We start from the raw sequence: 26309 nt of genomic DNA, 5'->3' as shown, positions 1-26309 counted from the left end.
GTCCCCTGTATAAGTAGCGTCCGAAAAGGGAACGCCCTTAAACCAGGGTGCCCAACAATCGGGTGCCTGCGTGGTTGGTCTAGCGGCTATGACCTCAGCCTTCCAAGCTGATGACCCGGGTTCAAATCCCGGACCGCGCACTTTTCGACGAACGGACGTGAGGAGAAAATGCGCGATTTCAGGATTCGAACTACGCGAGACCGAGTGGAGTGAGGTCTCGCCATCGAGTTCAAATCCTGGACCGCGCAGTCGGTGGACGACACACCTCTCAAGCAATGGTCCTCTCTCGAGCACAAACGACACCTGAGAGTCCTGATCTCGAGTAATCGGGTCTCGAGTAGCACACCGATTTCGATTTATCGGCCTTGTTGAATTCCGCTGCCAGAGATATGTTTCAGCGGTCGTGCTGAATACAGAGCGCGAATGTGGCACGATCGCATCTCGATATCCGGAGAAGCCATTATCGAGTAGCGGCAATTCCAAACAACTCACTCATGGATAGAGAGCCAGCATTTCGTGAAGTACAACAGTTTCGCCAGCCGTGGATCTGGGCGCTTCTCGGCGGTATCGCGTTTCTCATGCTCGTGTTGGGGCCCGTATCGTGGGGAGGACTCATGGTTATCGGCGCGATCGCTGGACTCATCTACAGTCTTCGTCTCCAGACCGAAGTGAGAGCCGACGGCATCTATCTCAAAATGTGGCCTCTTCACCGATCGTTCCGTCGAATTTCGTGGTCGGAGATCGAGCGATACGAGTCGAAACGGTACAGGCCACTTCGTGAGTTTGGCGGCTGGGGAATCCGGTGGGCACCCGGGAAACTCGCTTACAACGTCAGTGGCGATCAGGGGGTCTGGATCGAACGGACGAACGGGCGGGCAATCCTCGTCGGATCACAACACACCGAGGAGTTTGTCAGGGCCATCGATGAGACAGCACAGTAGCATTGCCCCGGTTGTGCGTCTTGACCACCAACGAAAGCGAGTAGGCGAAACTTCGTTCGAGATGAGTGCTGAACCAACCCTCGATATTCAGCAGGCAAATAGTACCATGTACGAATGATCTCGACGAAGCTGCTTTACTGGTGAACAGTCTCAGGCGGCGATTCGTGATCGATGGCCAGAGTCACCTTGAGTTAGAGGTCGGGACTCTCTCACTGAACGCTTTGTACGAGGCTCTCGTACAGTTCGTATGAACGTCCTGGTCACCGGCGCCAATGGTACTGTCGGCACCGCACTCCGCGAACACCTCGAGTCCGAACTCGAAACCGGCCTCGAGCCCACCTGGATCGACATCGAACCCCATCCAACGTGCGAGACGACGATGGGCGATGTCACCGACTACGCGACCGTCCAGGAGGCGATGGTCGACCAGGACGCCGTCATCCACCTGGGGATGCCCGACTTCCTCGGTGGTCCAGGATCGAAATCGCTCGCCTGGAGCGAGGGGTTCGCCGCGAGTTGCCAGGCGATCGGCAACGTCTTCGAAGCGGCGACCAGCGAGGGCGTCGACACGGTCGTCTACGCATCCTCGAACCACGCGGTCGGCATGTACGAAGTGCAGAACGCTCCCGAGATTTACGGAACGGATTACGACCTCCTGGTCGATCACACCGTCTCGCCGCGGCCCGACTCCCGCTACGGCGTCGTCAAGGTATTCGGCGAAGCGATGGGGCAGCTGGCGGCGGACGCCCACGGAGTGAACTGCTACGCGATTCGGATCGGTTCGGTTCGCGATCCAGAGTACGACCACCCCTACGGGGACGCCGAGCGCGGCGTTGACCGGGGTGACTTCGAGCGAGACAGCGATGATTACGAGGAGCAGGTCGCCCGCCAGAAGTGTCTGTGGCAGTCGCGTCGGGACCTCGCCCGGGAGGTCGCTCGCTGTCTCGAGCGCGGGGCTGCTCGAGACGAGGCTGTCGACGAACGGGGCGAGTTCGACGTCTTCTACGGCCGCAGTGCGAGCGACCGAAGCTGGTTCGACCTCGAGCACGCACGCGAGGTCATCGGCTACGAACCGGCTGACGACGCGACGGCGTGGCGGGGACCGCCGGAGTGACGATCGAGGTGATCGACCGGCGGTGCCGACTCGCTACTCGTCGGCCGCCTCGGCCTCGAGCACGCGTCCGACCATCGACCAGCCCTCCTCGTCCCCCTCCTCCCTCGACGCCCGGCGACCGACGAGGACGGACTCGTTGTCCGCGCTCGAGACGAACCGGTACTCGACGTCGGGTTCGTCCTCACGGCTTCCTTCGGCTTTGAACTCCTGCTGGAAGAACTCCACCCAGTCCATCTCGAACACGGCCTCGGTTCCGTCATCGAGGGTGAGCCGAACCGGCCTGGGCGAGACGTTGTGGATGCGCTTCGCGATGGGATTCAGATCGGCCATGTGTGTCTCGAGACGGTGGGAGGGAGAAACGGTACCGGTTTCGCTCTCGGCAGTCTTCGAGCCATCGCCGACCCGAGTCAGGAACGAGGCTGAACCACCGCGTAGCAGTTGCCGCTCGAGATCTCGAGAGAGACGGTTTCGAGCGCGCTCGTCTCGAGATCGGCCTCGAACTCGTCGGGATCGTAGATGTGGTAGAAGCGATCGACTGCCTCGCCACCGGGGAGCGTCCACTCGACGGTTGTATCGAAGCCCGTGGTCTCCTCGAAGGCGTCGTGGGCGGTGCTCCAGGCGCTTACGAGGGCAATGCCCTGGGGGTCGAGCACCCGAGCGAGTTCGTCGAGGCTCGCCACGCGCGCCCTCCTGGTCGGCAGGTGGTGAATCGTCGCGACGTAGACGGCAGCGTCCACGATGTCGCTTCGGAGCGGAAGGGACGCGGCCTCCCCCTGTACGAGAACGAGATCCACCGAGAATCCACGCTCCAGGGCACGGTCCCGACCGGTCTCGAGTAACCCGCGGCTAACGTCCAGGCCGACGACGCGCTGGAGCCGTTCGGCGAGCACTTCGGCGTGGCGGCAGTTGCCACAGCCGAGGTCGAGACCGAGTTCCGGGTCGTCTGCACTGCCGACGTACTCGTCGACGAACGCCTCCACCTCGGGCCAGGCGTACTCGCGCGTAGAGGCGAAGTGGGTGGCGATCCGATCGTATGTCTCCCGTACCTCGCTCCGTCTGTCCATCTGGCTCGAGGTCGGTGGTGTCGAACCAAAAACGTTCGTTCCTGCCGGTGGCGGGCCCGTTCGAACGCGTCGGTCGATGCGCAGTGTCGGTACTGCCAGAGGTCATAGAATCCATCGGCTTCTCTGGCCGCTGGCTGACTGCTTCGTTGCAAGCACAATCCCTACACCCACTCGTGGCGCACGTTCGTCCATGACCGACGTTGTCGACGACGACCTCGAGATCCAACGCGATCTCGGCGAGGCCACGATCGTCTACGAAGAACCGGAGGAGGGAACCGTCAGGAAGACGATCCCGAACGAACACGTCGCGTACTTCCAGGACCACTGGATCATCAAGACCGACGAGGACGAGGATGGCCACGACATCATCCGGCGGATCCCGACCCGGCGCGTCCACTACGTCGAACGATCCGTCGAGGAGTTCGAACAGGAAGTCGAAACGCTGCTCGACCGGGTCCAGTCGTTCGCCAGCGAGTTGCAGACGAAGATTCCAGTCGGCGGCGGCAAGGGCGGGAACGACGAACCCGTCGAGCCTCGCCGTATTACCGTCGACGATTCCGACACAAACACCGACGGCCAAACTGGCGAGGAGTGACGCGAGTACGCCGCCGTAGAGAGGTGTAACTCGAGTACGACACCGACGAACGAAAGGCGGTAGCGGCCGCTCTGGCTCGACTTTTGGCTCAACTCTCGATAGCTCTCGGCCGCGAACGTTACTCTTCAACTACCGACCGCGAACGTCACCTCAGACTACGACAACGAACGGTACTCCTCAGATCACGACCGCAAACAGCACGAACGAGAGCGCGACCATCGCCACGGCGTGTTTCACCCCGGCTTTCACGTCTCCTGTGCTTAGCTGCCCGGCGATCAGCCCCGAGAGCGCCCCCTGAATGAGCGTCGCGTGGTAGAACAGGAGCGTGTACGTCGCGGCGTCGACGTTGTCGAGTCCCGACAGCCCATCGACCTGGGACGATTCGAGCGACTCGCTGCCGCCCTCGACGGCGGCCGCCTGGAGCGTCGGCAGCATGTAGCCCGCCAGGACGGCGATGATGAACAGGAAGACGAGAAACGAGATGTAGACGACGACCATGTACTCGAGCATCGCCTGTTGGCGGGCGCGCTTGAGCCGTCGGTCGGCCGCGGCCTGACGGGCGGCGATTCGCAACACGGTCGCGAGGTTCCCGCTGGCGTTCATCGCTTCCGTCAGGAGCGTTACGACGCGGGAGGCCGCCCGCGTCCGAACCCGGATGCCGAACCGGACGAGCGCCGTCTCCAACTCGGCCCCCCACTGGACGTCCGCCCAAATGCGCTCGAGTTCGACGTCGAGTGCGCCGAGGTCCGAGTCGCGGAGGCGACCGATCGCCGAAACGAGCGCTACCCCGGCCTCGTTGACGCTCGCGAGTCGGTCGAGGAAGTCCGGGATGGCCGCTTCGACGGCGTCGATTCGTCGTCGATGAATCGCATACAGGACGGCGAACGTGGTGCCCACGAGGAGACCGGCGACGACCAGGACGTCGTCGATGACGGCCGCGTCGATTCCGGCCTTGGTCGTCGCCTCGGGGAGCCGCCAGGCGATCAACCCGAGCGCGATCGGTCCCGTTACCAGGAGCGAGCGTGCCGGCCGGTCGAGCAGCGTCTCGAGGGGAGATCCCAGTCGCTCTCGAACCGCTCGGAGACGCCTGTAGATGTGGATTCGCTCGACATTTGGCGAGGTGTCGTTTTGGAGTCCACCGTCGGTTCGGGCGAGAGCCTGCTGGTACGGTCCCGGGTCGTCGACGTCGCCTTCGTCGATCGTTCGGCCGGGGTTGACCGAGTCGGTGACCATGCTCAGGTAGACGATGAATGCCAGGTTGCCAAACGGCAGGATGACGTAGATCAACACTTGCAGGGGGCCGAGGGTGTCGCCGACGGAGATGCCGATGACGAACAGGATCGTGATGAGAAACAGCGGCCCGGCGACCAGGACGGTGACGTACGATTCCGCGAGCGTGCCGAGCAAGTCGAGCATACGTTCTTGCTGGGACTCCGACTCCTCCTGGTAGTCGTGGTACTGGCGCTCGAGGAACGACGAGAGGCTGTGGCCGCTCTTGAGGACGCTGATCAGGTTCTCAGAGAACTCCCGAAACTGGGGGCTCGGGGAACGTCGGCTCATCGTCTGCAGCGCCGTGATCACGTCCGTGCCGAAGGTGTCCATGTTCCGGACGGCGACGCGAAACTCGCTCGCGGCCTCCCCGTAGGTGTCGTCGTGCGCGGCGACGATACGAACGACCGTCGGAAACTCCATCCCGCTCTGTGAGAGGGCGTAAATGAACGCGACGGTCGACGGCAGGGTGTACTCGATCCGTCGTGCCCGGTTATCGGCGACGTAGCCCGGGTACCACCACCGAAACCAGTAGGTGCCGACGCCGGCGAGCACGCCGAGGGTCAGACAGGAGACGAGTAAGAGCCCGAATAGCTCGAGTGCCGAGAGCGTCGGGATGCCGGCGACGTTCGCGAGAAAGGAGAGGGCACCCGGCAGTTGCTCGCGCATCACCGCGGGTTCGATCGAGAGGACGAGGAGAAGTCCCCAGCTGACGTAGATGCCGAGAATACTGCCGACGACGGCGAGCAGGCCGGCGTAGAGGAGCGACTTCGCCCCGTACTCGCGGTAGGTGGTCGGGATGTGTGCCGCTCGAAGCGCGTCCTGTCTCCCGGGGTGTTCGGACCTGAACTCCTCGACGTAGGGGCCGAAGAGCCGATCCGCCGTCCGGGCGAGGAGCGTATCGACCCCCCGGTTGACGGCCGCGAGCAGGATCGGCGAACAGAGGACGACCGCGAACGCGAGCGGGAGGAAGTTTGCGCGGGTCATGATTGTGGGTGCAGTCGGTCTCTCCGCGTCACTCCGTTTCGAGCGAGTCACCCGCTCGCTTCGGCGGTGTCGCGTCCGCGTCGTTCGTGCTTTCGCCGGTCTCGGTTTCGCCGCTCGTGCTTCCGTCGACTCCGTCGAGTTCGCCGGTCCCGGTTTCACTTGTCTCGAGTCCGTCGAGTCCGTCGCTCTCGCTCGCGTCCTCGATCCGCTCGAGCACGCGTTCCTGGTCGGCGTAGTACTCGTTAACGAGCGCCGTGAATCGTCGGTAGTCCGAAATCTCGTGTTCGAGCGCGTACTCGAGGAATCGTTCCCGGTTGCGTCGTTCGGTCAGGAGTTCCCGCTGGGTCCAGCCGCGTTCGTGTTGAATCTCGGCCACGACGTGGCTGGTTTCGGCGGTGAACGTGTCCGTCTCGCCGTCCCAGGAGTAGGCCGTCGAGTAGTCCAGCTCGCCCGTTCGTTGGTCGATGCCCTCGATCTCTGCGAGGACCTTGTTCCGCCGAACGCGCTCGCCGCCGAGCCTGGTGAGCGTCTGCACCGAGAGGATGTCCAGGCTCTGGACCATCGCTCGGGGGACGTTGATCGGCTCGTTCTCGAGGCGGTTGATGACCGTCTGCACGGAGTCAGCGTGCATCGTCGAGTAGGTCGTGTGGCCGGTGTTCATCGCCTGGAAGAGCGTGATGGCCTCCTCGCCGCGAACCTCCCCCACGACGATGTACTCGGGGCGGTGGCGAAGCGCCGACCGCAGGAGGTCGTACATGGTGACGTTCTTCCCCTCGTGAACGCGCTCGCGAGTGACCGAGGAGAGCCAGTTGTCGTGGTGTAACTGAAGTTCGCGGGTGTCCTCGATGGTGAGGACCTTCGAGCGCGGCGGGACGAACATCGAGATGGCGTTCATGCTCGTCGTCTTCCCCGAGGCGGTCCCGCCGGCGAAGAGCAGGCTTTTGTTGTGCTCGATGGCTAGCCAGAGGTAGGCCATCTGCTCGACGCTAAACGTTCCGTACCGGACGAGGTCGACCGGCGTGAGCGGTTCGTCGGCGTACTTCCGGATGGTGAACGCCGATCCGCGTGGCGTGACCTCCGTCCCGAGGGCGAGTTCGGCCCGGGAGCCGTCCTCGAGGGTCGTCTCGACCATCGGGTCGCCGATGGAGATGTGGCGCCCGGAGTGCTGGGCGAGACGGACGACGAACCGATCGAGTTCGTCCTCGCCGAAGCTAACGTCCGTCTGGACGTCCGTGTACTGATCGTGGTAGACGAAGATGGGGAGATCGTACCCGTCACAGGAGACGTCTTCGACGTGCGGGTCGTGCATGATCGGGTCGAGTCGCCCGTAGCCTCGAAAGTCCCTGAATATGTAGTAAAAGAGGCGGTAGAACGTCGCCATATCGACCTCCGCGCCGTAGCGCTCGAGGTACTCGCGGACGGTGGATCGAAGCAGCGTCTCGACGTCTTCGTCCTCGTCGGTCTGTCGGTAGAGCAGCGGATCGCGCACGTCCTCGAGGAGCGTCTCGAGCACGAGTCGCTCCTCGTCGGTGAGCGTGGGTTCGACCGTCCGGTAGCGGTGGTGGTTAGCCGCCTCGTCGTACTGAACCACGACGAACGAGAAGGGGGCGTTCACCCAGTAGCGGTCGACCTCCTCGAGCCCGTCAGCGTCGTCGAACGTGACGAGCGGGCCGTGCGCGGCAGGGTCGTAGGCCGTCACGTCGATGTGCGAGCCCTGTAGCACCTCGACCACTCGACGCAGCGTTCGTCGAATCTGGTCGAAGGTGGACTCGAGGGTCGAGTCGGGAGGGATCGTCGTGTCGTCATCGACGGCCGAGGGGATTTCGTCGGTTCCGGCGTTCTCGTTGGTTCCGGCGTTCTCGTTGGTTCCGGCGTCCTGGACGCTTGCAGCCGTTGGACCGTCGCCGTCGCTCCTCTCGTTCGCGTCGGTTGCCGACGACGGGTTACTCGCGGGGACCTTCGCGTTCTCGGTAGTGTCCGCGGTGGTGTCGAGTTCGGCTGCCGCATCGGTGTCGCTGTGTGGTTCCATCGTCTCTGTTCGCAGTCTCTTCTACGGTGAGGCCGTATCGCCTTAAATCAGATGGCCATCTGCCGAGTGCCCGACGCGTGAATTCGACGGACGTCAGCACCGCCTTCCCGGCTGGGCTGTCTTGCTCGGATGTGCAGAAAACGCACAATGGGCGTTACGTTCATACCCCGTGAGTGCGAAGGCGTCTTTGCGTAATGAAGCGCGAGCACTTCACGCTATCTGCCAGCAACGTCGACTGGATCGAGACCGACAGCGACCCGAAGAAACCTGCCGTAACGATCGACTGTACCGGTCCAGCGACACTTCTCCGAGATCGTCTTACTGACCCCGATGGCGAGCCACTCGAGGCTGGCCAGACGGATGCCGCGCTTCGACTCCAGGGTCCAGTCGATGCCGAGGATACCGACGGCGTCGTCAGCGTCACGAACCGCGTGACCGGCGAGTTCGTTCTCGAACTCAACGTCCCTGCCCAGGACGTCCTCCAGTTCATCCGGGCCGCCCGTGGCTACGGCGAGGGAACGACCGACGACGGCGGGCGCTACCACGTCACGATCACCCTCGACGGCGAACCGTTCGTCGAGTACGACAAACGCACGTTTCTCGTCTACGACGACGACGGCGACCTGCTCCGACACCGGAGCCTGATCCCGAGCGGCGTCGAACTGTAGCCACTCGCAGGGACTCGATTCTGACCTGTCGGGAACGGACCGGCAGCTATAAGTGATTTAGGGTAGCCTAAACTAACGAAGACAGCGGTTGCCAATGGCTCACGAATCTCTGCTCACATCGACGGCCGACGACCGACTCGCGGACGCACCGCCGACCAGCGACGTCATCCTCGAACTCGAGGGCGTCGCGAAGCACTACGGCTCCGAGGCGGTCATCGACGACCTCTCACTCACCGTCCAGGACGGCGAAATTCTGACTCTCCTCGGGCCGTCCGGGTGCGGAAAGACGACGACGCTCCGACTCATCGCGGGCCTCGAGCGACCGAACGGCGGGGAGATTCGCCTCGACGGGACGTCCGTGGCCGGGAACGGGTCGTTCGTTCCGCCGGAAGACCGCGGCGTCGGCATCGTATTCCAGGAGTTCGCGCTCTTTCCGCACCTGACGGCCAGGGAGAACGTCGCGTTCGGGCTCACCGACTGGCCCACGGCCGAAAGGGAGGCCCGCGTCGACGAATTGCTCGCTCTCGTGAACCTGAGCGAACACGACGACGACTATCCCGAGGAACTCTCCGGCGGCCAGCAACAGCGAGTCGCACTGGCTCGCTCGCTCGCTCCCGAACCCGAGATGTTACTCCTGGACGAGCCGTTCTCGAACCTCGACGTCGACCTCCGCGTCGAGATGCGCGAGGAGGTTCGCCGAATCATCAAGGAAACCGGCGTGACGGCCGTCTCGGTCACCCACGACCAGGAGGAGGCGCTCTCGGTGTCAGACCGGGTGGCCGTCATGAACGACGGCGATCTGGAGCAGATCGACGAACCCGAACGCGTCTTCCAGCACCCCAAGTCGCGGTTCGTTGCGGGCTTTCTCGGGCACGCGAGCTTCCTGTCGGGAACCGTCCGCGGCGACCACGTCTCGACGGCCCTGGGTCGCGTCCTGCGAGCGGACGTCGACGGCCTCGTCGCCGAGTACGACGGGACCGACATCGACCTCCTCCTGCGCCCCGACGACGTAACGGCTTACCCCGCAAGCGGCCCCGAGGCCGACGGGACGGTCGTCTACCGGCGCTACCTCGGCCCGACGATCCTCTACCGTGTCGAACTCGACGACGGCGAGACCATCGAGTGTATGCACAACCACTCGGATCGGATCGACCTGGACGAGCGCGTCGCCGTCAGGGTGACCGCCGACCACGACCTGGCGTGGTTCCCCGCCGACCAGCGCGTCGACGCCGTCGAATCGGGCGTCGAGAGCGAGGCGACCTCGAGTTCGGCCGATTGAGCGTCTGTTTGGTTGTCTGACTTCTCTTACAGCGAATCAGTCTCGTGGCGAAACGTCTGAAACTCGAGCGTCCGTCCCTCCGGATCCTCGGCGAAGAACTGGTAGATTCGATAGCGGTCGTTCTCGACCGGTTCGCCGAGCGCCCGACCCGCAAGGCGGTCGTACATCGCGTCGACCTCGTTCGCGGTGTCGAAGACGAACGTGATCGTGCCGTCCGTTTCGGCGCTCTCGCGAGCACAGAATCCGAGCAGAAGATTGTCGTAGGTGAGGATCGTGCAATCGGGCTGTTTGAGCCACCGTTCTGCGCCGATATCCTCGACGTAAAAGTCGACGATCGGCTCGAGCGATTCGGTGCCGAAGAAGACGATGCCGGACATACCCGAACCGAGTGTGGGTGACGGAAAAACCGTTGGGGTGCCGGAGTATTTATGAGACGTCCATCGACAGTGACAGGTATGTCTCAGTCGGGTCGGCGGATGGCGACAGTCGCCGTACTGCTGTCGGTGGTGCTCGCCGGCTGTGCGGCGCCGATGGCCGACACGGACGGCGTCGACGGCTCGACGGATGAGGACCACGCGACCGACGAACGCGCCCTCGAGGTGCACGGAGACGTGCCGCTCGACGCGAACGCGACGTTCGAGCGCGTACAGACGCTCCTCGCGGTCGACCTCCGGCCGCCGACGGTGTACGTGAACGACCCCATCGAGCGGCCGCCGCGCCCCGTCCAGGATCCCTCGAGTTTCTACGCCGTGATGGGGATTCCGGCGCCCGACCCGGCCGACGGGGCCGAGGAACTCCGGGTCGGTGGCGTCTCGAGTCCGATGCAGGCGGTGTATCTCCTTCCCGAGGTAGAAGCCTCGCCAGCGGAGATCGAACAAGTGTTCGTCCACGAACTGGTCCACACCGCGCAGTTCCAGCGGGGAGCACCGCGGCGAGTCAGGGCGGAGATCCCAGCCAAACACCGCGGGACGACCGACGCCAGGCTGACGGTGACGAGCCTGGTCGAGGGAAGCGCCGTCTACGTCTCGAGTGCGTACGTCGAAACGTACGACCTGCCCGTGACGCCCGAGGACGACCTGCTCGAGTCGCTGTACCCGAACGCCGGCCCGGGAACCAGGCTCGCCTGGGGACCGTACCACCATGGCGGTCGGTACGTCGCGGCGGCCGCCGAATCGCCGGCTACCCACTGGAGCGTCTACGAGACGCCGCCGGTGACGATGCAGGAGGTTCGTCGTGGCGAACCCGCCATCGCTTCAGGCGAGGCCGAACTCGAATCGTTCGGGATCGACATCGACGCCGAATCAGCTGGCTGGGAGAGCGACCCCGCCAAGACGGACGTCGTGGGGTCGTTCGTCCTCGAACAGGTGCTCGCGACGGAACTCGCCCCGGAAGTGGCGAGAGAGGCCGCCGCTGGCTGGTCGTACGATCGCGTGCGACGGTTCTCGAGTGAGGGGTCGGTGACCGGCGACGGCGATAACGACGGTGACGAGGTCGACAGTTACGTCTGGGCGATCAGATTCCAGGACGAATCGAACGCCTCGCTCGCGACGGACGCAATGGCCACGGCGCTCGAGCGCCGGGCGACGAGCGTCGAGGCCGAGTCCGGAACCGACGCGGTAAATCGCACGGCGACGACGACGCGCTGGCGAACCGAGACGTACGCATTCAGCCTCGAGCGTACCAACGACCGGACGATCGTTCTGTTCGCCGGCGACGAGACGTACGTCGAGTCGGCGAGCCTCGAGGGAGTTTCGGCAACGGGCGACGTCCAGGTCGCGTTCGACGAGCAGAAATCGATGGCGGCGTCGGCCGACTCGAGTCGACGCCTGCCCTCGAGCGTGTCGATCGAAACGGTCGGACCAGCGGTACGGCCAGCGCCCTCTTCGCCTGGCGACACGCTGTTGGGCGTTCGAGCATCGTCTCGCGGCGCCGTCCTCACCAGAGGTGCGCGATGACCGTTCGCCGGACGCTGGCGATCCGCTGCGGCATCGCCGCTCCGACCGTCGCGCTGGCTGGAATCGTCCTGTCGACGCTCGTCGCGACCCCCGAGACGTTCACCTGGCGAACGCGTGCACTCTCGGACATGGGCCGGGTCACGGCGCGAACGTTCTGGATCTTCAACGGCGGTCTGGTCCTCGGCGGTCTCCTCGGTACACCGTTCGTCGCCCTGCTCTGGTCGCGTGCCCGTAACCGGCTCGAGCGGATCGGCATCGCGCTCACCGGCGTCGCCGTCCTTGGTATGATCGGCGTCGGGATCTTCTTCCTCGGACACACGGCGTACTACCTCGAGTCGAGCCTGCACGGCCTCGCCGCGCTGACGGTGTTCGGCGTCGCCCCAGTCGCCCAGCTGCTCACCGGGACGGGACAGGTGCTGGCCGGTGATCGATGGGTCGCGGTCGCGTCGATCTGGCTCGGTGTTGCCCACCTGGCCGGCTGGCTCGGCTGGCTCCTCGTTCGTTCCACGGCGCCAGACCCGGGACACTGGTTCGCCGTCCCGGAGTTCGTCGCCGCCGTCGCCTTCGGCGCCTGGATACTGATCCTCGCGAAAACGGCTGCTACTCGGTCGGGGACTCGAGACAGGTCCTGAGAGACGGCTCGAAACGACTACTGATTCGCGCCGAACCGGGTGAACAGCCCGGAGAATCCGATACGATCGGCCCACGAGGACTGGTCGTCGCCGAGGGCGGCGATGCCGCCGGGGCCGGCGGTACACAGCAGGCCGCTCGCGACCGTCAGCCCCTCGAGGGCCGCCCCGGTTTCGGTGTCGTATCGCCACCGGGCCGCGCCGTCGCTCGCATCCAGCGCGTAGATGACCCCTTCGTCGGTACCGACACAGCACGTGCCGTCGACGACGGCCGGTGCGGTCGGCGTCGCCCCGCCGGTGTCGAACCGGAACCGCTCGGCGCCCGAGGCCAGGTCGACCGCGTACACGCTCAGATCGCCGCTGGCGACGTAGACCGTTCCGTGGGCGACCGCCGGGGCCTCGAGGACGCCGCCGGTGTCGAATCGCCAGCGAATCGTGCCGTCGGCCGCCTCGAGGGCGTAGAGACTGTCGCCGGCCGTGGCGACGACGAGGTCGTCCGTGGCGGCTAGATAGCTGGCTCCCTCGGCGTTCACGCCAGCGCCGACGTCACCGTCGCCATCACCGTCACCCTCGACGTCGACCGCTGCCCGGATGTCGCGCGTCCACTCGAGCGTGCCGGATTCGCCGTCGAGGCGTCGAACGATTCCGTCAGCCGTTCCGGCGAAGACGCCGCCGCTGGTGACGGCGACCTTCGCGACGGCCGCGGTCCCGTCGGTCGCGAGCGTCCACTCGACGCATCCTGACTCGGCCTCGAGGGCGTACACCGTTCCGCCGTCGTCGTCGGCATAGACGGTTCCGTCGTCGACGACCGGGGCGACCCGGCAGGTCGCCTCCAGCCGGTACTGCCAGCTTCGTTCGCCGGTCTCTCGGTCGAGCGCGTACACCGTCCCGTCCGCGCTCGTGGCGTAGACCTCCTCGCCGACGACCGTGGGCGCCCCGATCACGATACCGTCGGTCTGATACCCCCAGCGCTCGTCGCCCGTCTCGAGCGAGAGCGCCAGCACGCGACCGCTGTCGGTGCCGACGTACACGGTGTCGGCGACGACGGTCGGTGCGGTCGTTCGCACCTCTGGATCGAACCGCCACTGGACGTCGACCGCCGACGAGAGCGGGTTGCCGTCCGGAACGGCCCCGGTCCGTGCGGCGTCGGCTCGAGTGGCGCTCCAGTCGGCCCACTCGTCGTGGTCGTCGATGGGTTCGCGCGCACTCGTCGACCGACTCTGCGCCCGCACGGCCGCCTCGGCGACGGCCGGGACCGGATCGGCTCCGAGCGACTCGAGGGTCGACGGCTCGACGCCCACGAACCCGAGGCTGTGACACGCCTGTTCCCTGACGCGGCTATCGGGATCGGCCAGTCGAGCGACGAGCACGTCGACCGCGTCCGCGAGGTCTACGTCGCCGCGAGGCGCCAGTGCGGACAGCGTGCGAGTGGCGAACGCTCGAACGCTGTCGTCTTCGTCCTGGAGCGCGTCGACGAGCGCCGGGACGCTCGACTCGAACCCACCGGAGTCGTCTTCGGCGACTGCCGCGAGGGTTCGAGCCGTCGTCGTCCGAACCACGGGCGAATCGACATCGAGTCCCGCGGCAACCTTCGACAGCGCCGTCGGTCGTAGCTGCTCGGAGCACTCGGCGAGCACCGACAGTCCGAGCACCGCGATTCCGGCCGCCCAGGGGTCGCCGTCGACGCGGCGACCGAGTCCCGAGAGCTGATTGTTGATCGCGTCCGTGTGCGTCGGTGTCTCCCCGCCGGCCACGAGCGACGCGGCGTCGACCAGTCGGTCCTCGACGGCGTCGAACTCCGTCTCGAGCGTCGAGTCGTCCTGGAGGACGGCGACGGTCGCGAGCGAGAGCGTCGCGTAGCCGCGAACGGCCGTCGTCTCGTGTTCGAGGAGGTCGGCGACGGCGTCCGCGTTCTGGCTCACTGACTCGGATTCGACCGCCGCGAGCGTCGCGAGGTCGGCCGCGACTGCCTCCATCGACCGATCGTCTGCGGACTCGAGGAGGAGCGCCACGACGGACCGACCCGACCCATCGGCTACGGCCGAGAGTGTTCGAAGGTGGGCCTGACGTTCGAGTCGTCCGGCGTTCGCCAGCCGTTCGAGCAGGCTCGAGGCGAGCGGTTCCACGATGGCCGTATCGACGCGAGCGAGGTCGGCCAGCGAACGGGCCAGGGCGGTCGTTCTCGCCGTCGTCCCGTCGTCGAGCTGGTCCAGGACGGCCTCGGTCGGCGTCGGATCGGTCTCGATGGGTCTCGTGAGGAGAGTTTCGAGTGCCTCGAGCGCGGCACTCCGTTCGGCTGGTCGACAGTCGTCGGCAAGTCGATCGAGAACGGCGTCGACGACGGCGGTCGTTTCGTCGCCGGTCTCCGGGAGCAACACGCCGAGGGCCTCGAGTGCGCCGGTTCGAATCGAGGCGTCGTCGGCTGTGGTTTCGGCGACTGCCAGCGCCCGAGCCGGCGATCGAATGCGGTCGCCGTCGGGACCGATCGTGGTGAGCGCGGCGACGACGTTCGTCCGGACGGTCCGGTCGGGATCGTCCACCGATCCGAATAGCGCGCCCAGCGCCGACCGAACGTCCTCGGGGTAGGCCTCCCCCAGTCTCTGGAGGGCGATCGCGGCGTTGTTGCGGACACTCGCGTCGTCGTCTTCGAGGCGAGTCGCCAGCGGTTCGACGGCCGAACGGACGTCTCGCGGCCGTTCGGTGGCGACGCCGGCGAGGTCGCGAGAAGCCGCTCGTCGGACGGCGACGGTGTCGGCTGCCAGACGGCTCGAGAGGGATCGAACGGCCGGATGGACGTTCGCAACCTGCTCCTCGGCGACCTCCGCCAGCGACCGGGCGGCGTGGCCCTGTCTCCACGTGTCGGTCTCTTCACCTCGCCCTTCCTCGAGCTGTGCGAGGGAATGTTCGACGACCGCCTGGTCGACGTCGCCGTCGAGAGCGACGGCACCGAGCGCGTCGGCGGCTGGCCGTCTGACTGACTCGTTCGGTTCGTCCAGGCACGCGGCGAGGGCATGAACCTCGACGCGAACGGCGTCGGGGTTGGCCGCCGCGACGGCGGCCAGGGCTCGAGCGACGTCCGCCCGCACCGACGTCCCGTCTTCGTCTTCGTCTTCGTCTTCACCCTCGTCCTCCTCGAGGCGAGCCGCGAGTTCCGCCACGACGGGCGCGACGGCGTCGGGGTGTTCCCCGGCAACGGCCTCGATTGCGGCGGCAGCGTGTTCGCGGGTTTCGATGGCGTCGTCCTCCAGGACGGCGGCCAGCGCGACGACCGACGACCGAACGGTAGCTGGCCGTTCGTCGGCGACGGCGCGCAGGGTCGCCGCCGCGTCGGTTCGGACGGCCGCCTGGACGTCAGTCAGGCGATCCGTGACGGCCGGAACGGACGACTCGAGGCCCGTCAGCGCGGGGTCTGCAGTGGCGACGTGTCGGAGTGCGCGGATGGCCGATTCGCGAATCGAGGGGGTGTCGGTGAGCGCCGCCGTGAGCGGATCGAGTGCGGTCGACGCCCGCTCTGGCGTCTCGGTTGCGACTGCCATCAGCGTGATCGCGGCGTCCTGGCGGACGTTTGGGCTCTGGTCGTCGAGTCGTTTCGCGACGGGTTCGATGGCGACCGGCGCGGGGTCGTCTCCGACCGCGAGCGCGCGGAGTGCGGCCATCGCGTCGGCCCGGATCGCTCCGTCGTCGACGAGTCGCTCGAGCAGGGGCGAGGCGGCGTCGGTCGTCGCGGCGAGTGCGGCCGGGTCCGATTCGGCGACGGCTCGCAGGGCTCGAACGGCGTGTCCGCGAACTGCCTCATCCTCGTGGTCGGCGGCCGTAGCGATCGAGGCTGCCACGGGCCTGACCGCCTGGGCGTCGACGTCGGCGACGGCCGCCAGCGCGGCGGCCGCTCGCCGGCAGACGAAATCGTCTTCGGCATCGTCGTGGTCCTGGTCCTCTTCCTCGTCGGAAACGATCGCTGCCAGTGCGTCGACCGATTCGAGCAACGTGGTCGGCTCCGCGTCACCGATGGACGCGAGGGCGTCGACGGCGTCGGCGCGGACGGCGGTCGATCCCTCGAGTCGATCGGTCAGCGCTGGGACGGCAGCCGTGACTTCCTCCGGGTGGTCCCGGGCGATTGCCGCGAGCGCCGCCGTCGCGTGAGACCGAACCGACGGTTCGTCCTCGAGTCGGTCGATCAATGCTGGAACTGCCGAGCAGACCTCGCGCGGTCGATCGGCCGCCTCGCCGGCGAGCGTGCTGGCCGCGTACGTCCGAACGTCGGGGTCGTCGGCAGAGAGAAAGCGCTGTAGTTGGTCGATCCCGAGGGTAACCTCGAGGTCGTCGCCCGGCTTTCCGAGCACGGGGTCGTCCGGGTTCGAAGGGTCGTTTCGTGGCATAGATGCGTGATAGACGCGAACCGTACTGGTCCAGCACGGTCCACAACTGATTGTGAATCCGTCTGGGGGGAGTTAATTCTATCCCCGCTGTTTCGTTGCCCAAGACTGTCAGCTGGCGCTGGATTTCGAGTCTCGGGACGCGACTGATCGGGTCGAAGTGTGGGTGTGAGTGTAGGTGCAGGCGTAGGTCTGGGTGTGAGTGTAGGTGCAGGCGTAGGTCTGGGTGTGAGTGTAGGTGCAGGCGTAGGTCTGGGTGTGAGTGTAGGTGCAGGCGTAGGTCTGGGTGTGAATGTGAGCGAACACGTCGTCTATTCTGCTGGAGGCGGTACGATGTGCGGAACGGGCCGGAAACGGCTACTTCCGCCAGAACGGAGTGGGGAGGTCGTCGGCCGGGGAGGCCGTCTGCTTGTCAGCGTTCTCGACGTAGTTCTGGACCAGGTAGTACGCCGCGACGTAGGCGACGCCGGCGAGCAACACCGCGAGTATGAGGTTTCCGATGAGCAGGAGCTGGATCAACAGCAGGGCGGTCTCGAGGTGTGCCCACTCGGAGACGATAATGGGGTCGGTGCCGAAGAGGGTTGCACCGACGTAGAAGCTCCCGAGATAGACGGCGGGTTTGATGGCGGGATTCAGGACGGCTACGGAGGAGAAGATCGCGGGCTTCGAGATCCAGGACCACCAGTACGCGAATAGAAAAAACGAGCCGATTCCGAGCCCGCCGGTCGGCAGGGCCGTGACGAAGATGCCGATGGCGAAACTCGTCGCGACCTCGTGGGGCGTGTGTTCCTCTTCCCACGCCGTCCGGAGCGCGTGCCGGACCCGGTCCTGCACGCGTATCACCTGGTTACGAAACATTCTGCCTATCAGCGCAACCTCATCTATCGAGAGAGAAAAGCGTGTCGACAGGTGTCAGCCGGAAATACAGTATTGGGGCCACATCGGTTTCACGCGGCGGCACATCAACGCTCGAGGGGGGACGGGTGTGAGGAGTGTAAGTGTGAGGGTGACTGAAATTGCGCGAGCAACTGTGGAACCTTGGGAGTCGTGGAACCTTGGGAGTCGAGGGAGCGGGCAAAGTCGTGGGAGCGGACAGAGTCGTGAAAGCCGGTAATAAGAGAAGTGCGTGCGTACGAGTTCGACGCTGCCTCCTCAGACGTCGCTCCCCTCCCAGAGCGGATAGAGGTCGTCCATCACCGGGTCGGTGATGGTCTCGCCGTCCAGGACGAGCGACGGTCGTTTGGCGTCGCCTTCGAGCGCCTGGACGCGACCGACGACCGCCGCCTCGATGTCGGCCGCCGAAAGCGAGTCGAGACACGCCTCGAGGTCGTCGTCGGGAATCGTCGCGAGCAGGGCTCCGGAGCCGAATATCCGCAGCGGGTCGACTTCGGCAGCCCTACAGAGAGTCGCCGTCTCCGACCGAACCGGAATCGCGTCGCGGTCTACCTCGAGTCGAACCCCCGAGGCCTGGGCGAGTTCGAGCAGGCCGGCCGTCACGCCGCCTTCAGTCGGGTCGTGCATCGCATTCGCGTACTCCCGGAGGATTCGGGCGTCGGGGACGACGCTGACCTCCGCCAGGAACGTCTCGGCACTCGAGCGCGTCGCCTCGTCGACGCCGAGTTGCTCGCCAAAATCCGCCGCCAGGATGGCCGTCCCCTCGATGGCGGCGGCTTTCGTCAGGAGCACGTGGTCGCCCGGTCTGGCGCCGCCGGTCTCCAGGACGCGTTCGGCGGCGCCCATCGCGGTCAGCGAGACCAGCGGGCGCTCGAGGGCGTCGACGTACTCGGAGTGGCCGCCGACGATGGTCGCCCCCAGCGAGCGAGCGGCGGCGTCCAGGTCGCGGGTGACGGTCTCGAGGGTGTCGTCTCCGTCGTCAGCCGCCGACGAAGGGAGCAGGATGACGGTCGTGAGCCAGCGAGGGTCGGCCCCGCTAGCGGCGACGTCGTTGCAGGCGATGTGAACGCCGAGGGTGCCGACTTCGCTGGCGGCGAGCGAGATGGGGTCGGAACTCACGACGAGGTGACCGCCGGGCCAGTCGATGACCGCGGCGTCCTCGCCCGTCGCCGGACCCTGCAGGACGGAGTCGTCGGCGTCGCCGGTCCGGCCGAAGACGTGCGCCACGAGGTCGTCGGGGTGGACTTTGCCGGGCATACGACGAACGTGGGCGATGGACGGCTTGTAGCTGTCGAAGGACTCGAGTTGGGTATCACTACTTCAAAATTTATGGTTCTGTTGAAACCCTCAACTGTTGATAGAGATCGGGTGCTGAATATAGAGGATGAGTGCAGCACGACAACATCGGTTATTTCGCATTGACACCGGTGAATCATCCGATCACACACGTGCTTACTGATTGTGTCACCCAATTAGATTTGGCTTATAGGTTATGATCAGTGATCAACACCATTTCGAGAGACTGATTGGAGTTGACGGCCTTCGAGAGGGATTCTTCGATTCTTCCGCGTAACGAGCTACGGGTTATCCATCGTAGCCCATGCCAACCATCCCTCAACGTATTCAATTTTCGCGGGATCGCACCGTGGATAGGGGAAGTAGACTGTTTGAGTGTCTCCGGAAGCAACATCGATCCCCAACTCTGTGCTTTGGCCAGCGTAGGCCACCGTCGTCTCGTCGAGATAGGCTTTTAGGTGTGGATACAGCGTAACGTCCTTCGTGTGGTTGTTATCGACTCTTCCAACGTATCCATACACTGGAGCGTCATCGTACGTTCCAATCTGGCCCCAGTCTCCATCGAGAGTCACGTACTCCTCGGAGGCGGGCCCGATATCCTCGACCCCACCACCGTCAGTAGAGAGCGTATACCCCTCTATCGCGTCAGGATTGCCTTCAGAAGCCATCACCGTAAACAAATACGTCTCGTCCTCAGCAACGCCGAACCCCGTATCTTTTGCATGCGATTCATCGGAAAATTCTGCTCGAACCTCTGGAATATTCCCACCTTCCCACGGCCCAATTCGACCCCGAACACCGTATCGACCGCTTTCGGCGTCTCTGAAAAATTCGTGGTCGGTAACGAGCTCTGCGTACGATCCCTCGACATCTGATTCGAGGGATTCACCGTCGGCACAGATCGGGGTGAAATCGGTGTCGAACGTCTCCGTGGCAACCGTCTCGACGTCTCGGTCATCCTCAGGGGTCAAATCAGATCCATCATCCGGTGTTGAACCACGTGAGAGACACCCCGCTACACCAGCAGTTGGCACCGTGATTACTCCAAGTAGATACCGTCGTCGTTTCATTTGTTGAGTTATTGAGACCCGCTCGAAAATAGTTATTTGGGTAACTAAAAGAGGGGTTGTAGTCCTACTGTACGAGGTGTATTAGTCTTGGCTGGTCGGGGCGTACTCCGCCTGTACTGAACGGTTATCAACTCTCGCAGATTGTCTCTCATCTCGTGCCACATTCGCGCTTTGTATTCAGCACGGTCGTTGAAACCTATCACCGTTTGAGGGTTTCAACAAAGCCAAATTTATAGCGTTACGCGGTACGTTTGACTAGCCAGTCACTCGCTAATCGTCTCGAGTCCGTCGACCGGATTGACCGAGTAATCGACCGAGAGGACGTCCTTCGTCGCCCGGATCTTGCCGACGAACGTCGAGATGTCCTCGAGCGACCCCTCCAGGACGAACAGTTCCATGCAGAAGTGATCGCCGACGTGGCTGTGAAAGTTCGAGGCGACGAGCGACTCGTGTTCGTGACGGAGGCGCATCATTCGCTCCTCGACGCTGGTCGTCTCGTAGTCGAACATGACGGTGACGATGCCCATGAGTTCGCGACCCTCGAGTCGGGTGTCCTCGAACTCGCCGAGGAGGTTTCTGGAGGCTTCCCTGACGACTTCGCTCCGACCCGTGTATCCGTGATCGTCGGCGAACTGATCGATTCGCTCGAGCAACGCATCCGGCATCGAGACGCTAACGACGGCCATGTAATAATTCGGCGCTATGAAATTGTTAAGCCTTATTATTCCGGTGCGATTCGGGTTTAGAGCGAGAGGTAGAGCGGATCCGAATGCAAATCTGGATATGGTTTCGGATTCGGATTTAGATTCGGATTTGGATTCGGATTTACATTCAGTAGTCGGCGTTACCGCTCGAGTCTACAGATCAAGGATAAACGACCGGCGACCGACGACCGACGACCGATGATCGACAATCGACGACTGACGACTCAGCGAACCCGAGAGAACCTCTCGTTACACTTCCGCGTCGCGGGCCAACGGTATCTTGCCCGAAAACCCGGCGACGGTGACGGGCGTCGACGAACGGCGTGAGACGAACACTCGTGGCGAAACGCGGGGTCGAATGCGTTCGATCCCGTCCTGAAGTCGGCGTCTGGTTTTCTCGATGAGTAACTCGAGATTACACGCCGGAAGCGTCGGGGCTGGGGCGTGTATTCTCTCTATTACAATGGCCGGTCCCCGCACACGAGTGCACGTCATGTCTGGAAATCGGCCCCGAAACGCGCCACGCTCGCGGGTCTCCCGTCGGACGTTCGTCGCCGCAGCGGGTGCCTCCGGTGCGGTGGGACTCGCCGGATGCATCTACGGCGGCGGTGGTGAGGACTCCGAGGGATCGGTCTCGTTCGGCTTCGATCCGAGCGCCGCGAACGAAGTGGGCGACGACATCGAGGACCTGTACCACGAGAACGGGCTGAGCGAGGACATCGAGATCGAGTTCCGCCCCGGGGCGGACAACAGCGACGAACGCCGGGACAACTACCAGACGGCCCTCGACACCGGCGAGGCCGAACCCGACCTGATGCTGATGGACAACGGCTGGGTCAACGTCTTCATCCAGCAGGGGCTCATCGCGAACCTGAACGAGGAACTCGAAGATGAGGACGTCCAGCGGGTCAACGACGAGTACTTCGAGGGGTTCACCGCGACGGCTCGAGACCCCGAATCCGAGGACCTCTACGGCGTACCGCTCTTTCCGGACTTCCCGGTGATGATCTACCGGAAGGACTACGCCCGCGAGGCCGGTTACGAGGACGGCGACTTCGAGACCTGGGCCACCGAACCGATAACCTGGGAGGAGTGGTCGAATCTCGCGGAAGAAGTCGTCGACGCCTCTGACGCCGAGTTCGGCCTCTCGACACAGTGGGACGTCTACGAGGGGACGTCCTGTTGTACGTTCAACGAAGTGTTGAGCTCCTGGGGCGGTGCGTACTTCGGCGGGCGGGACAACCTGTTTGGCCCGGTCGGCGAGCGACCCGTCACCGTCGACGAACCTGAGTTCGTCGACTCGCTCCGGATGATGCGAACGTTCGTCGACGAGGAGTACGACGACGCTCTCGAGGGCTACGCGTCCGGCGTCGCCCCCTCCGACATCACCTCCTGGACCGAGGACGAGTCGTTGCCCGAGTTCGAGAACGGCAACGCGGCGTTTCACCGCAACTGGCCGTACGCGATCCGGGCCGGCGCCGAGGAACACGGCGTCGACAACGTCGGCACGATGCCGATTCCCTACGCCGTCACCGAGGACGAGGCGAACCAGTCCGGTACCGGCGGGACGACTTCCGCCCTCGGGGGTTGGCACATCGTGCTCAACCCGAACTCGAACAACCTCGAGCAGGCACGCGAGGTGTTGCGGGTGTCGATGGAGGACGACTTGCTGCTGGGCATCCTCGACATCTGGGGCTGGCTCCCGCCCAAGCCCGAACTCTTCGAGTCCGAGGAGGCCGAGAGCATCGAGCCGATGGGCGCGTACATGAACACGCTTCGCCTCGCCGGCGAGAACACGATGCCCCGACCCGTCACGGAGGTCTGGGGTACCGAGTCGACGCGGATCGCCGAGGAAGCCAACAGCGCGGTTTCGGGATCGAAGGACCCCGAGGACGCCGCCACGGACCTCCAGACCGCTCTCGAGGACATCGAATCGGGGTGACGTGACCCATGAGTACAGAATCGAGCGGCCCGACACGCGAATCGAGACGGACGGGACCGCTCGTCGCGATCACCAGGTGGATGGAGAACCTCGGCGAAACCGGCTTCGCCTACCTCCTGTTGACGCCCGTCTTCGTCCTCCTCGGGGCCATCGCGCTGTACCCGCTCTTGCGAACCCTCGAGATGTCGCTGTTCACGGACCTCATTGGCGCGGGATCTGGGGAGTTCGTCGGCCTCGATCACTACGTGAGTCTGTTTACCGGCGACGCGGACCGGTGGCTCCCCGGGTCGTCGACGTTCCTTCCGACCGATCTCACCGGGAGTGCGATGTTCCGGAGCGCCCTGATGGTGACGCTCATCTTCACGTTCGTGAGCGTCTTTTTCGAGACGATCATCGGATTCGGTCAGGCGCTCGTCCTGGATCAGGACTTTCGGGGCCGGAGCTGGGTTCGCGTGGCCATCATCATCCCGTGGGCGATCCCCATCGTCATCCAGGGGATGATCTTCTACCTGATGTTCCACCCGAGCACCGGGTTCGCCGCCGACCTGATCGCCCGGCTTGGCATCGTCGCCCAGGAGAACACGCTGAACGATCCCTCGAGCGGGTTGATCATCGTCACCGTCGCGGACATCTGGAAGACGTCGGCGTTCATGGCCTTACTCATCCTCGCGGGCCTCCAGAGCATCGACCGGAGCCTCTACGACGTCGCGAAGGTGGCGGGCGCCACGCGCTGGCAGCAGTTCAAGCTCATCACGTTCCCGCTCATCGTGCCGACGTTGGGCATCGCCATCCTCTTCCGGACGATCGACGCCATGCGCGTTTACGGTCTGATCGACTCGACCGCCGGCTGTACTGCCGTGCCATCGCTGACGTGCATGGTCGTCGCGACGTTCACGACCCAGCGCGGCCTCGCCTCGGCGATCGCGTTCGTCACGGCAGGCATCATCGGTGCGGTCGTGTTGATCGTCGTCTACCAGCAGTACAAGGAGGGGTTGTAGATGGGGGTCGAATCGGGAACCGGAACGCCGCCTCGAGCCGAGTCCGGAACGCCCGACGCCGCGTCGGAAACTCGCCGCGGAGAGGCCGAGGACGGCGGCCCGCTCGAGCGCTGGACGCGATCGGTGCTCACCGACTCGGGGAGTCGGGACCGCCTCTACCGGGCGCTGTTTTACGTCGTCGCGATCTTCTTCCTGGCGACGACGTTGTTCCCCTTCTACTGGCTGCTCGTGCTCGCGCTGACGCCAAACACGGACATCATCGCGGGCGACTGGACGCTCTCGTTCCTGGGCCTCGAGATCCCGTTCCCGACGCCGCAGGCGTTCCGGGTGGAGTCGTTCGTTGAGGTCTTCGAGGTGATCCCGTTCCACCTCTACGTCTTCAACAGCTTCGTGCTGGCGACGATCACGACCATCATCGTCATCATGATCGCGAGCCTCGCCGGTTACGTCTTCGGGCGCCTCGAGTTCCCCGGCCGCGGGGCGCTCATGCTCGGGATCCTGGCGATTTCGTACTTCCCGCCGGCGGCGTTCCTGGTGCCGCTGTTCGAGGCGTTCACCGGCAACGCCGTCGTGATCCCGTTCCTGGGTGTCGAACTGTTCCAGTCGCCGCGGCTGGTCAACAGCCCGCCGTCGATGGTCCTGCCGTTCAGCGCGCTGTTCTTGCCGCTGGCGATTTTCATCCTGACGACGTTCTACGCCCAGATTCCCGACGGCCTCGAGGACGCGGCGCGCGTCGAGGGGACGACCCGGCTGGGAGCGCTGTTCCGGGTCATCATGCCGCTGTCGGCGCCCGGCGTGGCGACGGCGGCTGTGCTCACCTTTATCGCCGTCTACAACGAGTACTTCTTCAGTTCGATCATGGCCATCGGGAACCAGCCCCAGAACTGGTCGCCGCTGGTCGGCGGGATCCTGAGCTACCAGACCCAGTACTCGACGGAGTTCAACCTGATGGCGGCCGCGAGCATCATCGGGGTCCTGCCCGTCGTGATCCTCGTCGTCGTCGCCCAGGAACGCATCGTCAGCGGACTGACCGCCGGCGCACTCAAGGAGTAAATCATGGCACGCGTAACACTCGAACACGTCACGAAACGCTACGAAGACGTCACCGCGGTCGACGACATGAACCTCGAGATCGAAGACGGGGAGTTCGTCTGCCTCGTCGGCCCCTCGGGGTGTGGAAAGTCGACGACGATGGAGACCATCGCCGGCCTCACGAAGCCCACGGAGGGTGAGGTCTACATCGGCGACGTCGACGTCACGAACTTGCCGCCGAAGGATCGTGGGGTGTCGATGGTCTTCCAGAACATCGCGCTGTTCCCACACATGGACGTCTACGAGAACATCTCGTTCGGTCTCCGACTCCGGAAATACGACAAGGACGAGATTGACCGCCGGGTCGACCAGGCCGCCGACATCGTTCAACTCGAGGGCATGCTCGACCGAATGCCCGACGAGATGTCCGGGGGACAGCGCCAGCGCGTGGCAATCGCGCGGGCGATCGTCCGCGAGCCGGACGTCTTCCTGATGGACGAACCGCTGGCGAACCTCGACGCAAAGCTCAGAGTCCACATGCGGACCGAACTCCAGCGTCTGCACAAGGAACTCGATACGACGATCATCTACGTCACTCACGACCAGGCCGAGGCGATGACGATGTCCGATCGCATCGCCGTCATCAATGCGGGCGAACTCCAGCAGATCGACCCGCCGCTGGTCTGTTACAACGAGCCCGCCAATCTGTTCGTCGCCGGGTTCATCGGCTCGCCGTCGATGAACTTCGTCGAGGGCGAACTCGCCGAGGACGGCCTCCGAAGCGAGTGGTTCGACGTCGCGTTCGACCCGTCCACGATCGAGGGCGTCACGGTCGGCGACCACGTGACACTCGGCGTCAGGCCGGAGGACGTCCACCTGGCCGACCGAACCGAGTCGCTCTCGACCGCCACGCGGGAGATCCCCGTCACCACGGACGTCCTGGAGCCGATGGGCAACGAGGTGTTCGTCTACCTGCGCCTCGCGGACGGCCCGAGTCGAACGATGGACGAGGACGTCGCCGGCGCTTCGACGGGCGAGTTGCTCATGAGCCTCGATCCCGACACGCCGATCGAGGAAGACCAGGAGACCAGCGTCGTCCTGGATCGCTCGAGCATCCACCTCTTCGACACCAGGTCGGGCGAAGCGCTGGTTCACGGCATCGAGACGCTCGCCGAACAGTCCCCGGGCGACGACACGACGCCGACCGAAGCGGGGTCCGACAGCTACTCATGAGCAACCTCGTCATCGCGATCTACTACGGCGGTCTGCTCGTCCTGTTTTTCTTCTGGATCTACGGCATCGTCTCGTTCGTCCTCGACGTGCGATACAAGATCGTCCCTGGAATCCGTCGGTACCGCCGGGGGCGACGACGTCTCGAGGACGATGCGACAGAACGAGACGAGCGGGACGAACGGGAGCGACAGCTGTACTGAGTCGAGTTCTGACTCGACCGGGAGACGCACTCACCGC

The 26309-nt window shown here is 64.6% G+C and carries 23 protein-coding genes and 1 tRNA gene; 13 read left to right on the top strand and 11 right to left on the bottom strand.

The annotated features are described in order from the left end of the window. The first annotated feature begins 68 nt into the window (after positions 1 to 68). The 3 genes from NGM15_RS06600 (at position 69) to NGM15_RS06590 (ending at position 2055) form a co-directional block, all read left to right on the top strand. Positions 69 to 140, top strand: a tRNA-Gly gene (locus NGM15_RS06600). A 285-nt stretch (positions 141 to 425) separates the two neighbouring features. Further along, positions 426 to 941: a DUF2516 family protein gene (locus tag NGM15_RS06595; RefSeq protein WP_253436869.1), complete on the top strand. Its 516-nt coding sequence runs from the start codon at positions 426 to 428 to the stop codon at positions 939 to 941. 247 nt (positions 942 to 1188) lie between these two features. Next, a complete protein-coding gene (locus tag NGM15_RS06590) occupies positions 1189 to 2055 on the top strand; it encodes an NAD-dependent epimerase/dehydratase family protein (RefSeq protein WP_253436867.1) in 867 nt (288 codons plus the stop codon). Between the two features lie 33 nt (positions 2056 to 2088). Here NGM15_RS06590 and NGM15_RS06585 read toward each other — a convergent pair whose 3' ends face one another. Beyond that, the gene (locus NGM15_RS06585) at positions 2089 to 2385 is read right to left on the bottom strand and encodes a DUF8072 family protein (protein WP_253436864.1); all 297 of its coding nucleotides are present in this window, start codon (positions 2383 to 2385) and stop codon (positions 2089 to 2091) included. Between the two features lie 77 nt (positions 2386 to 2462). Beyond that, positions 2463 to 3119, bottom strand: coding sequence for a class I SAM-dependent methyltransferase (locus NGM15_RS06580; RefSeq protein ID WP_253436861.1), 657 nt, complete (start codon positions 3117 to 3119; stop codon positions 2463 to 2465). Between the two features lie 190 nt (positions 3120 to 3309). Between NGM15_RS06580 and NGM15_RS06575 the strand changes: the two genes are divergently transcribed. After that, complete coding sequence (locus NGM15_RS06575; RefSeq protein ID WP_253436858.1) at positions 3310 to 3714, top strand: hypothetical protein; 405 nt, start codon at positions 3310 to 3312, stop codon at positions 3712 to 3714. Between the two features lie 177 nt (positions 3715 to 3891). Here the strand turns inward: NGM15_RS06575 and NGM15_RS06570 are convergent, their stop codons facing one another. Together NGM15_RS06570 and NGM15_RS06565 are read right to left on the bottom strand one after the other, a co-directional pair. Continuing rightward, entirely contained in the window at positions 3892 to 5970 is a 2079-nt protein-coding gene (locus tag NGM15_RS06570) for a type II secretion system F family protein (protein ID WP_253436856.1), read from the bottom strand. A gap of 28 nt (positions 5971 to 5998) precedes the next feature. Then, positions 5999 to 7999, bottom strand: a complete 2001-nt coding sequence (locus NGM15_RS06565) for a type II/IV secretion system ATPase subunit (protein WP_253436854.1) — start codon at positions 7997 to 7999, stop codon at positions 5999 to 6001. Positions 8000 to 8193: 194 nt separating this feature from the next. On the opposite strand from NGM15_RS06565, the gene NGM15_RS06560 reads away from it, so the two are divergent. Both NGM15_RS06560 and NGM15_RS06555 read left to right on the top strand, forming a co-directional pair. Beyond that, a complete protein-coding gene (locus tag NGM15_RS06560) occupies positions 8194 to 8667 on the top strand; it encodes a DUF5793 family protein (RefSeq protein ID WP_253436851.1) in 474 nt (157 codons plus the stop codon). A 94-nt stretch (positions 8668 to 8761) separates the two neighbouring features. Beyond that, positions 8762 to 9946 carry an ABC transporter ATP-binding protein gene (locus tag NGM15_RS06555; protein WP_253436848.1) on the top strand — a complete coding sequence of 395 codons (1185 nt, stop codon included), beginning with the start codon at positions 8762 to 8764 and terminating at the stop codon, positions 9944 to 9946. Between the two features lie 26 nt (positions 9947 to 9972). On the opposite strand, the gene NGM15_RS06550 is transcribed toward NGM15_RS06555, so the two are convergent. Continuing rightward, on the bottom strand, positions 9973 to 10323 hold the full coding sequence (locus NGM15_RS06550) for a VOC family protein (protein WP_253436845.1): 351 nt from the start codon (positions 10321 to 10323) through the stop codon (positions 9973 to 9975). 78 nt (positions 10324 to 10401) lie between these two features. Here NGM15_RS06550 and NGM15_RS06545 point away from each other — a divergent pair, with 78 nt between their 5' ends. Next, a complete protein-coding gene (locus tag NGM15_RS06545; RefSeq protein WP_253436842.1) occupies positions 10402 to 11901 on the top strand; it encodes a hypothetical protein in 1500 nt (499 codons plus the stop codon). After that, positions 11898 to 12533 carry a DUF998 domain-containing protein gene (locus NGM15_RS06540; RefSeq protein WP_253436839.1) on the top strand — a complete coding sequence of 212 codons (636 nt, stop codon included), beginning with the start codon at positions 11898 to 11900 and terminating at the stop codon, positions 12531 to 12533. The genes NGM15_RS06545 and NGM15_RS06540 overlap by 4 nt, the downstream gene beginning before the upstream one ends. A 17-nt stretch (positions 12534 to 12550) precedes the next feature. On the opposite strand, the gene NGM15_RS06535 is transcribed toward NGM15_RS06540, so the two are convergent. The 6 genes from NGM15_RS06535 to NGM15_RS06510 form a co-directional block, all read right to left on the bottom strand. Beyond that, positions 12551 to 16906, bottom strand: coding sequence for an outer membrane protein assembly factor BamB family protein (locus tag NGM15_RS06535; protein ID WP_253436836.1), 4356 nt, complete (start codon positions 16904 to 16906; stop codon positions 12551 to 12553). Between the two features lie 108 nt (positions 16907 to 17014). After that, positions 17015 to 17209, bottom strand: coding sequence for a hypothetical protein (locus NGM15_RS06530; protein WP_253436833.1), 195 nt, complete (start codon positions 17207 to 17209; stop codon positions 17015 to 17017). Between the two features lie 51 nt (positions 17210 to 17260). Then, positions 17261 to 17737, bottom strand: a complete 477-nt coding sequence (locus NGM15_RS06525; protein ID WP_253436831.1) for a DUF2062 domain-containing protein — start codon at positions 17735 to 17737, stop codon at positions 17261 to 17263. Positions 17738 to 18055: 318 nt separating this feature from the next. Next, positions 18056 to 19054, bottom strand: coding sequence for an AIR synthase family protein (locus tag NGM15_RS06520; RefSeq protein WP_253436829.1), 999 nt, complete (start codon positions 19052 to 19054; stop codon positions 18056 to 18058). A 320-nt stretch (positions 19055 to 19374) separates the two neighbouring features. Beyond that, complete coding sequence (locus NGM15_RS06515; protein ID WP_253436827.1) at positions 19375 to 20163, bottom strand: hypothetical protein; 789 nt, start codon at positions 20161 to 20163, stop codon at positions 19375 to 19377. Between the two features lie 263 nt (positions 20164 to 20426). Further along, positions 20427 to 20849: a CopG family ribbon-helix-helix protein gene (locus tag NGM15_RS06510; RefSeq protein WP_253436824.1), complete on the bottom strand. Its 423-nt coding sequence runs from the start codon at positions 20847 to 20849 to the stop codon at positions 20427 to 20429. A gap of 511 nt (positions 20850 to 21360) precedes the next feature. Between NGM15_RS06510 and NGM15_RS06505 the strand changes: the two genes are divergently transcribed. Genes NGM15_RS06505 through NGM15_RS06485 form a run of 5 tightly spaced genes read left to right on the top strand, consistent with a single transcriptional unit; the run spans position 21361 to position 26272 of the window. Next, the gene (locus NGM15_RS06505; protein WP_253436822.1) at positions 21361 to 22809 is read left to right on the top strand and encodes an extracellular solute-binding protein; all 1449 of its coding nucleotides are present in this window, start codon (positions 21361 to 21363) and stop codon (positions 22807 to 22809) included. A gap of 8 nt (positions 22810 to 22817) precedes the next feature. Next, the gene (locus NGM15_RS06500) at positions 22818 to 23807 is read left to right on the top strand and encodes a carbohydrate ABC transporter permease (protein WP_253436819.1); all 990 of its coding nucleotides are present in this window, start codon (positions 22818 to 22820) and stop codon (positions 23805 to 23807) included. Then, a complete protein-coding gene (locus NGM15_RS06495; protein ID WP_253436816.1) occupies positions 23808 to 24860 on the top strand; it encodes a carbohydrate ABC transporter permease in 1053 nt (350 codons plus the stop codon). 3 nt (positions 24861 to 24863) lie between these two features. Further along, positions 24864 to 26072, top strand: a complete 1209-nt coding sequence (locus NGM15_RS06490; RefSeq protein ID WP_253436813.1) for an ABC transporter ATP-binding protein — start codon at positions 24864 to 24866, stop codon at positions 26070 to 26072. Next, positions 26069 to 26272, top strand: coding sequence for a DUF8005 family protein (locus NGM15_RS06485; protein ID WP_253436811.1), 204 nt, complete (start codon positions 26069 to 26071; stop codon positions 26270 to 26272). Before NGM15_RS06490 ends, NGM15_RS06485 begins: the two co-directional genes overlap by 4 nt. Positions 26273 to 26309 lie beyond the last annotated feature (37 nt).

The organism is Natronosalvus halobius (genome assembly GCF_024138145.1).
Lineage (GTDB): Archaea > Halobacteriota > Halobacteria > Halobacteriales > Natrialbaceae > Natronosalvus > Natronosalvus halobius.
This window is presented reverse-complemented; position numbering and strand designations above follow the sequence as displayed.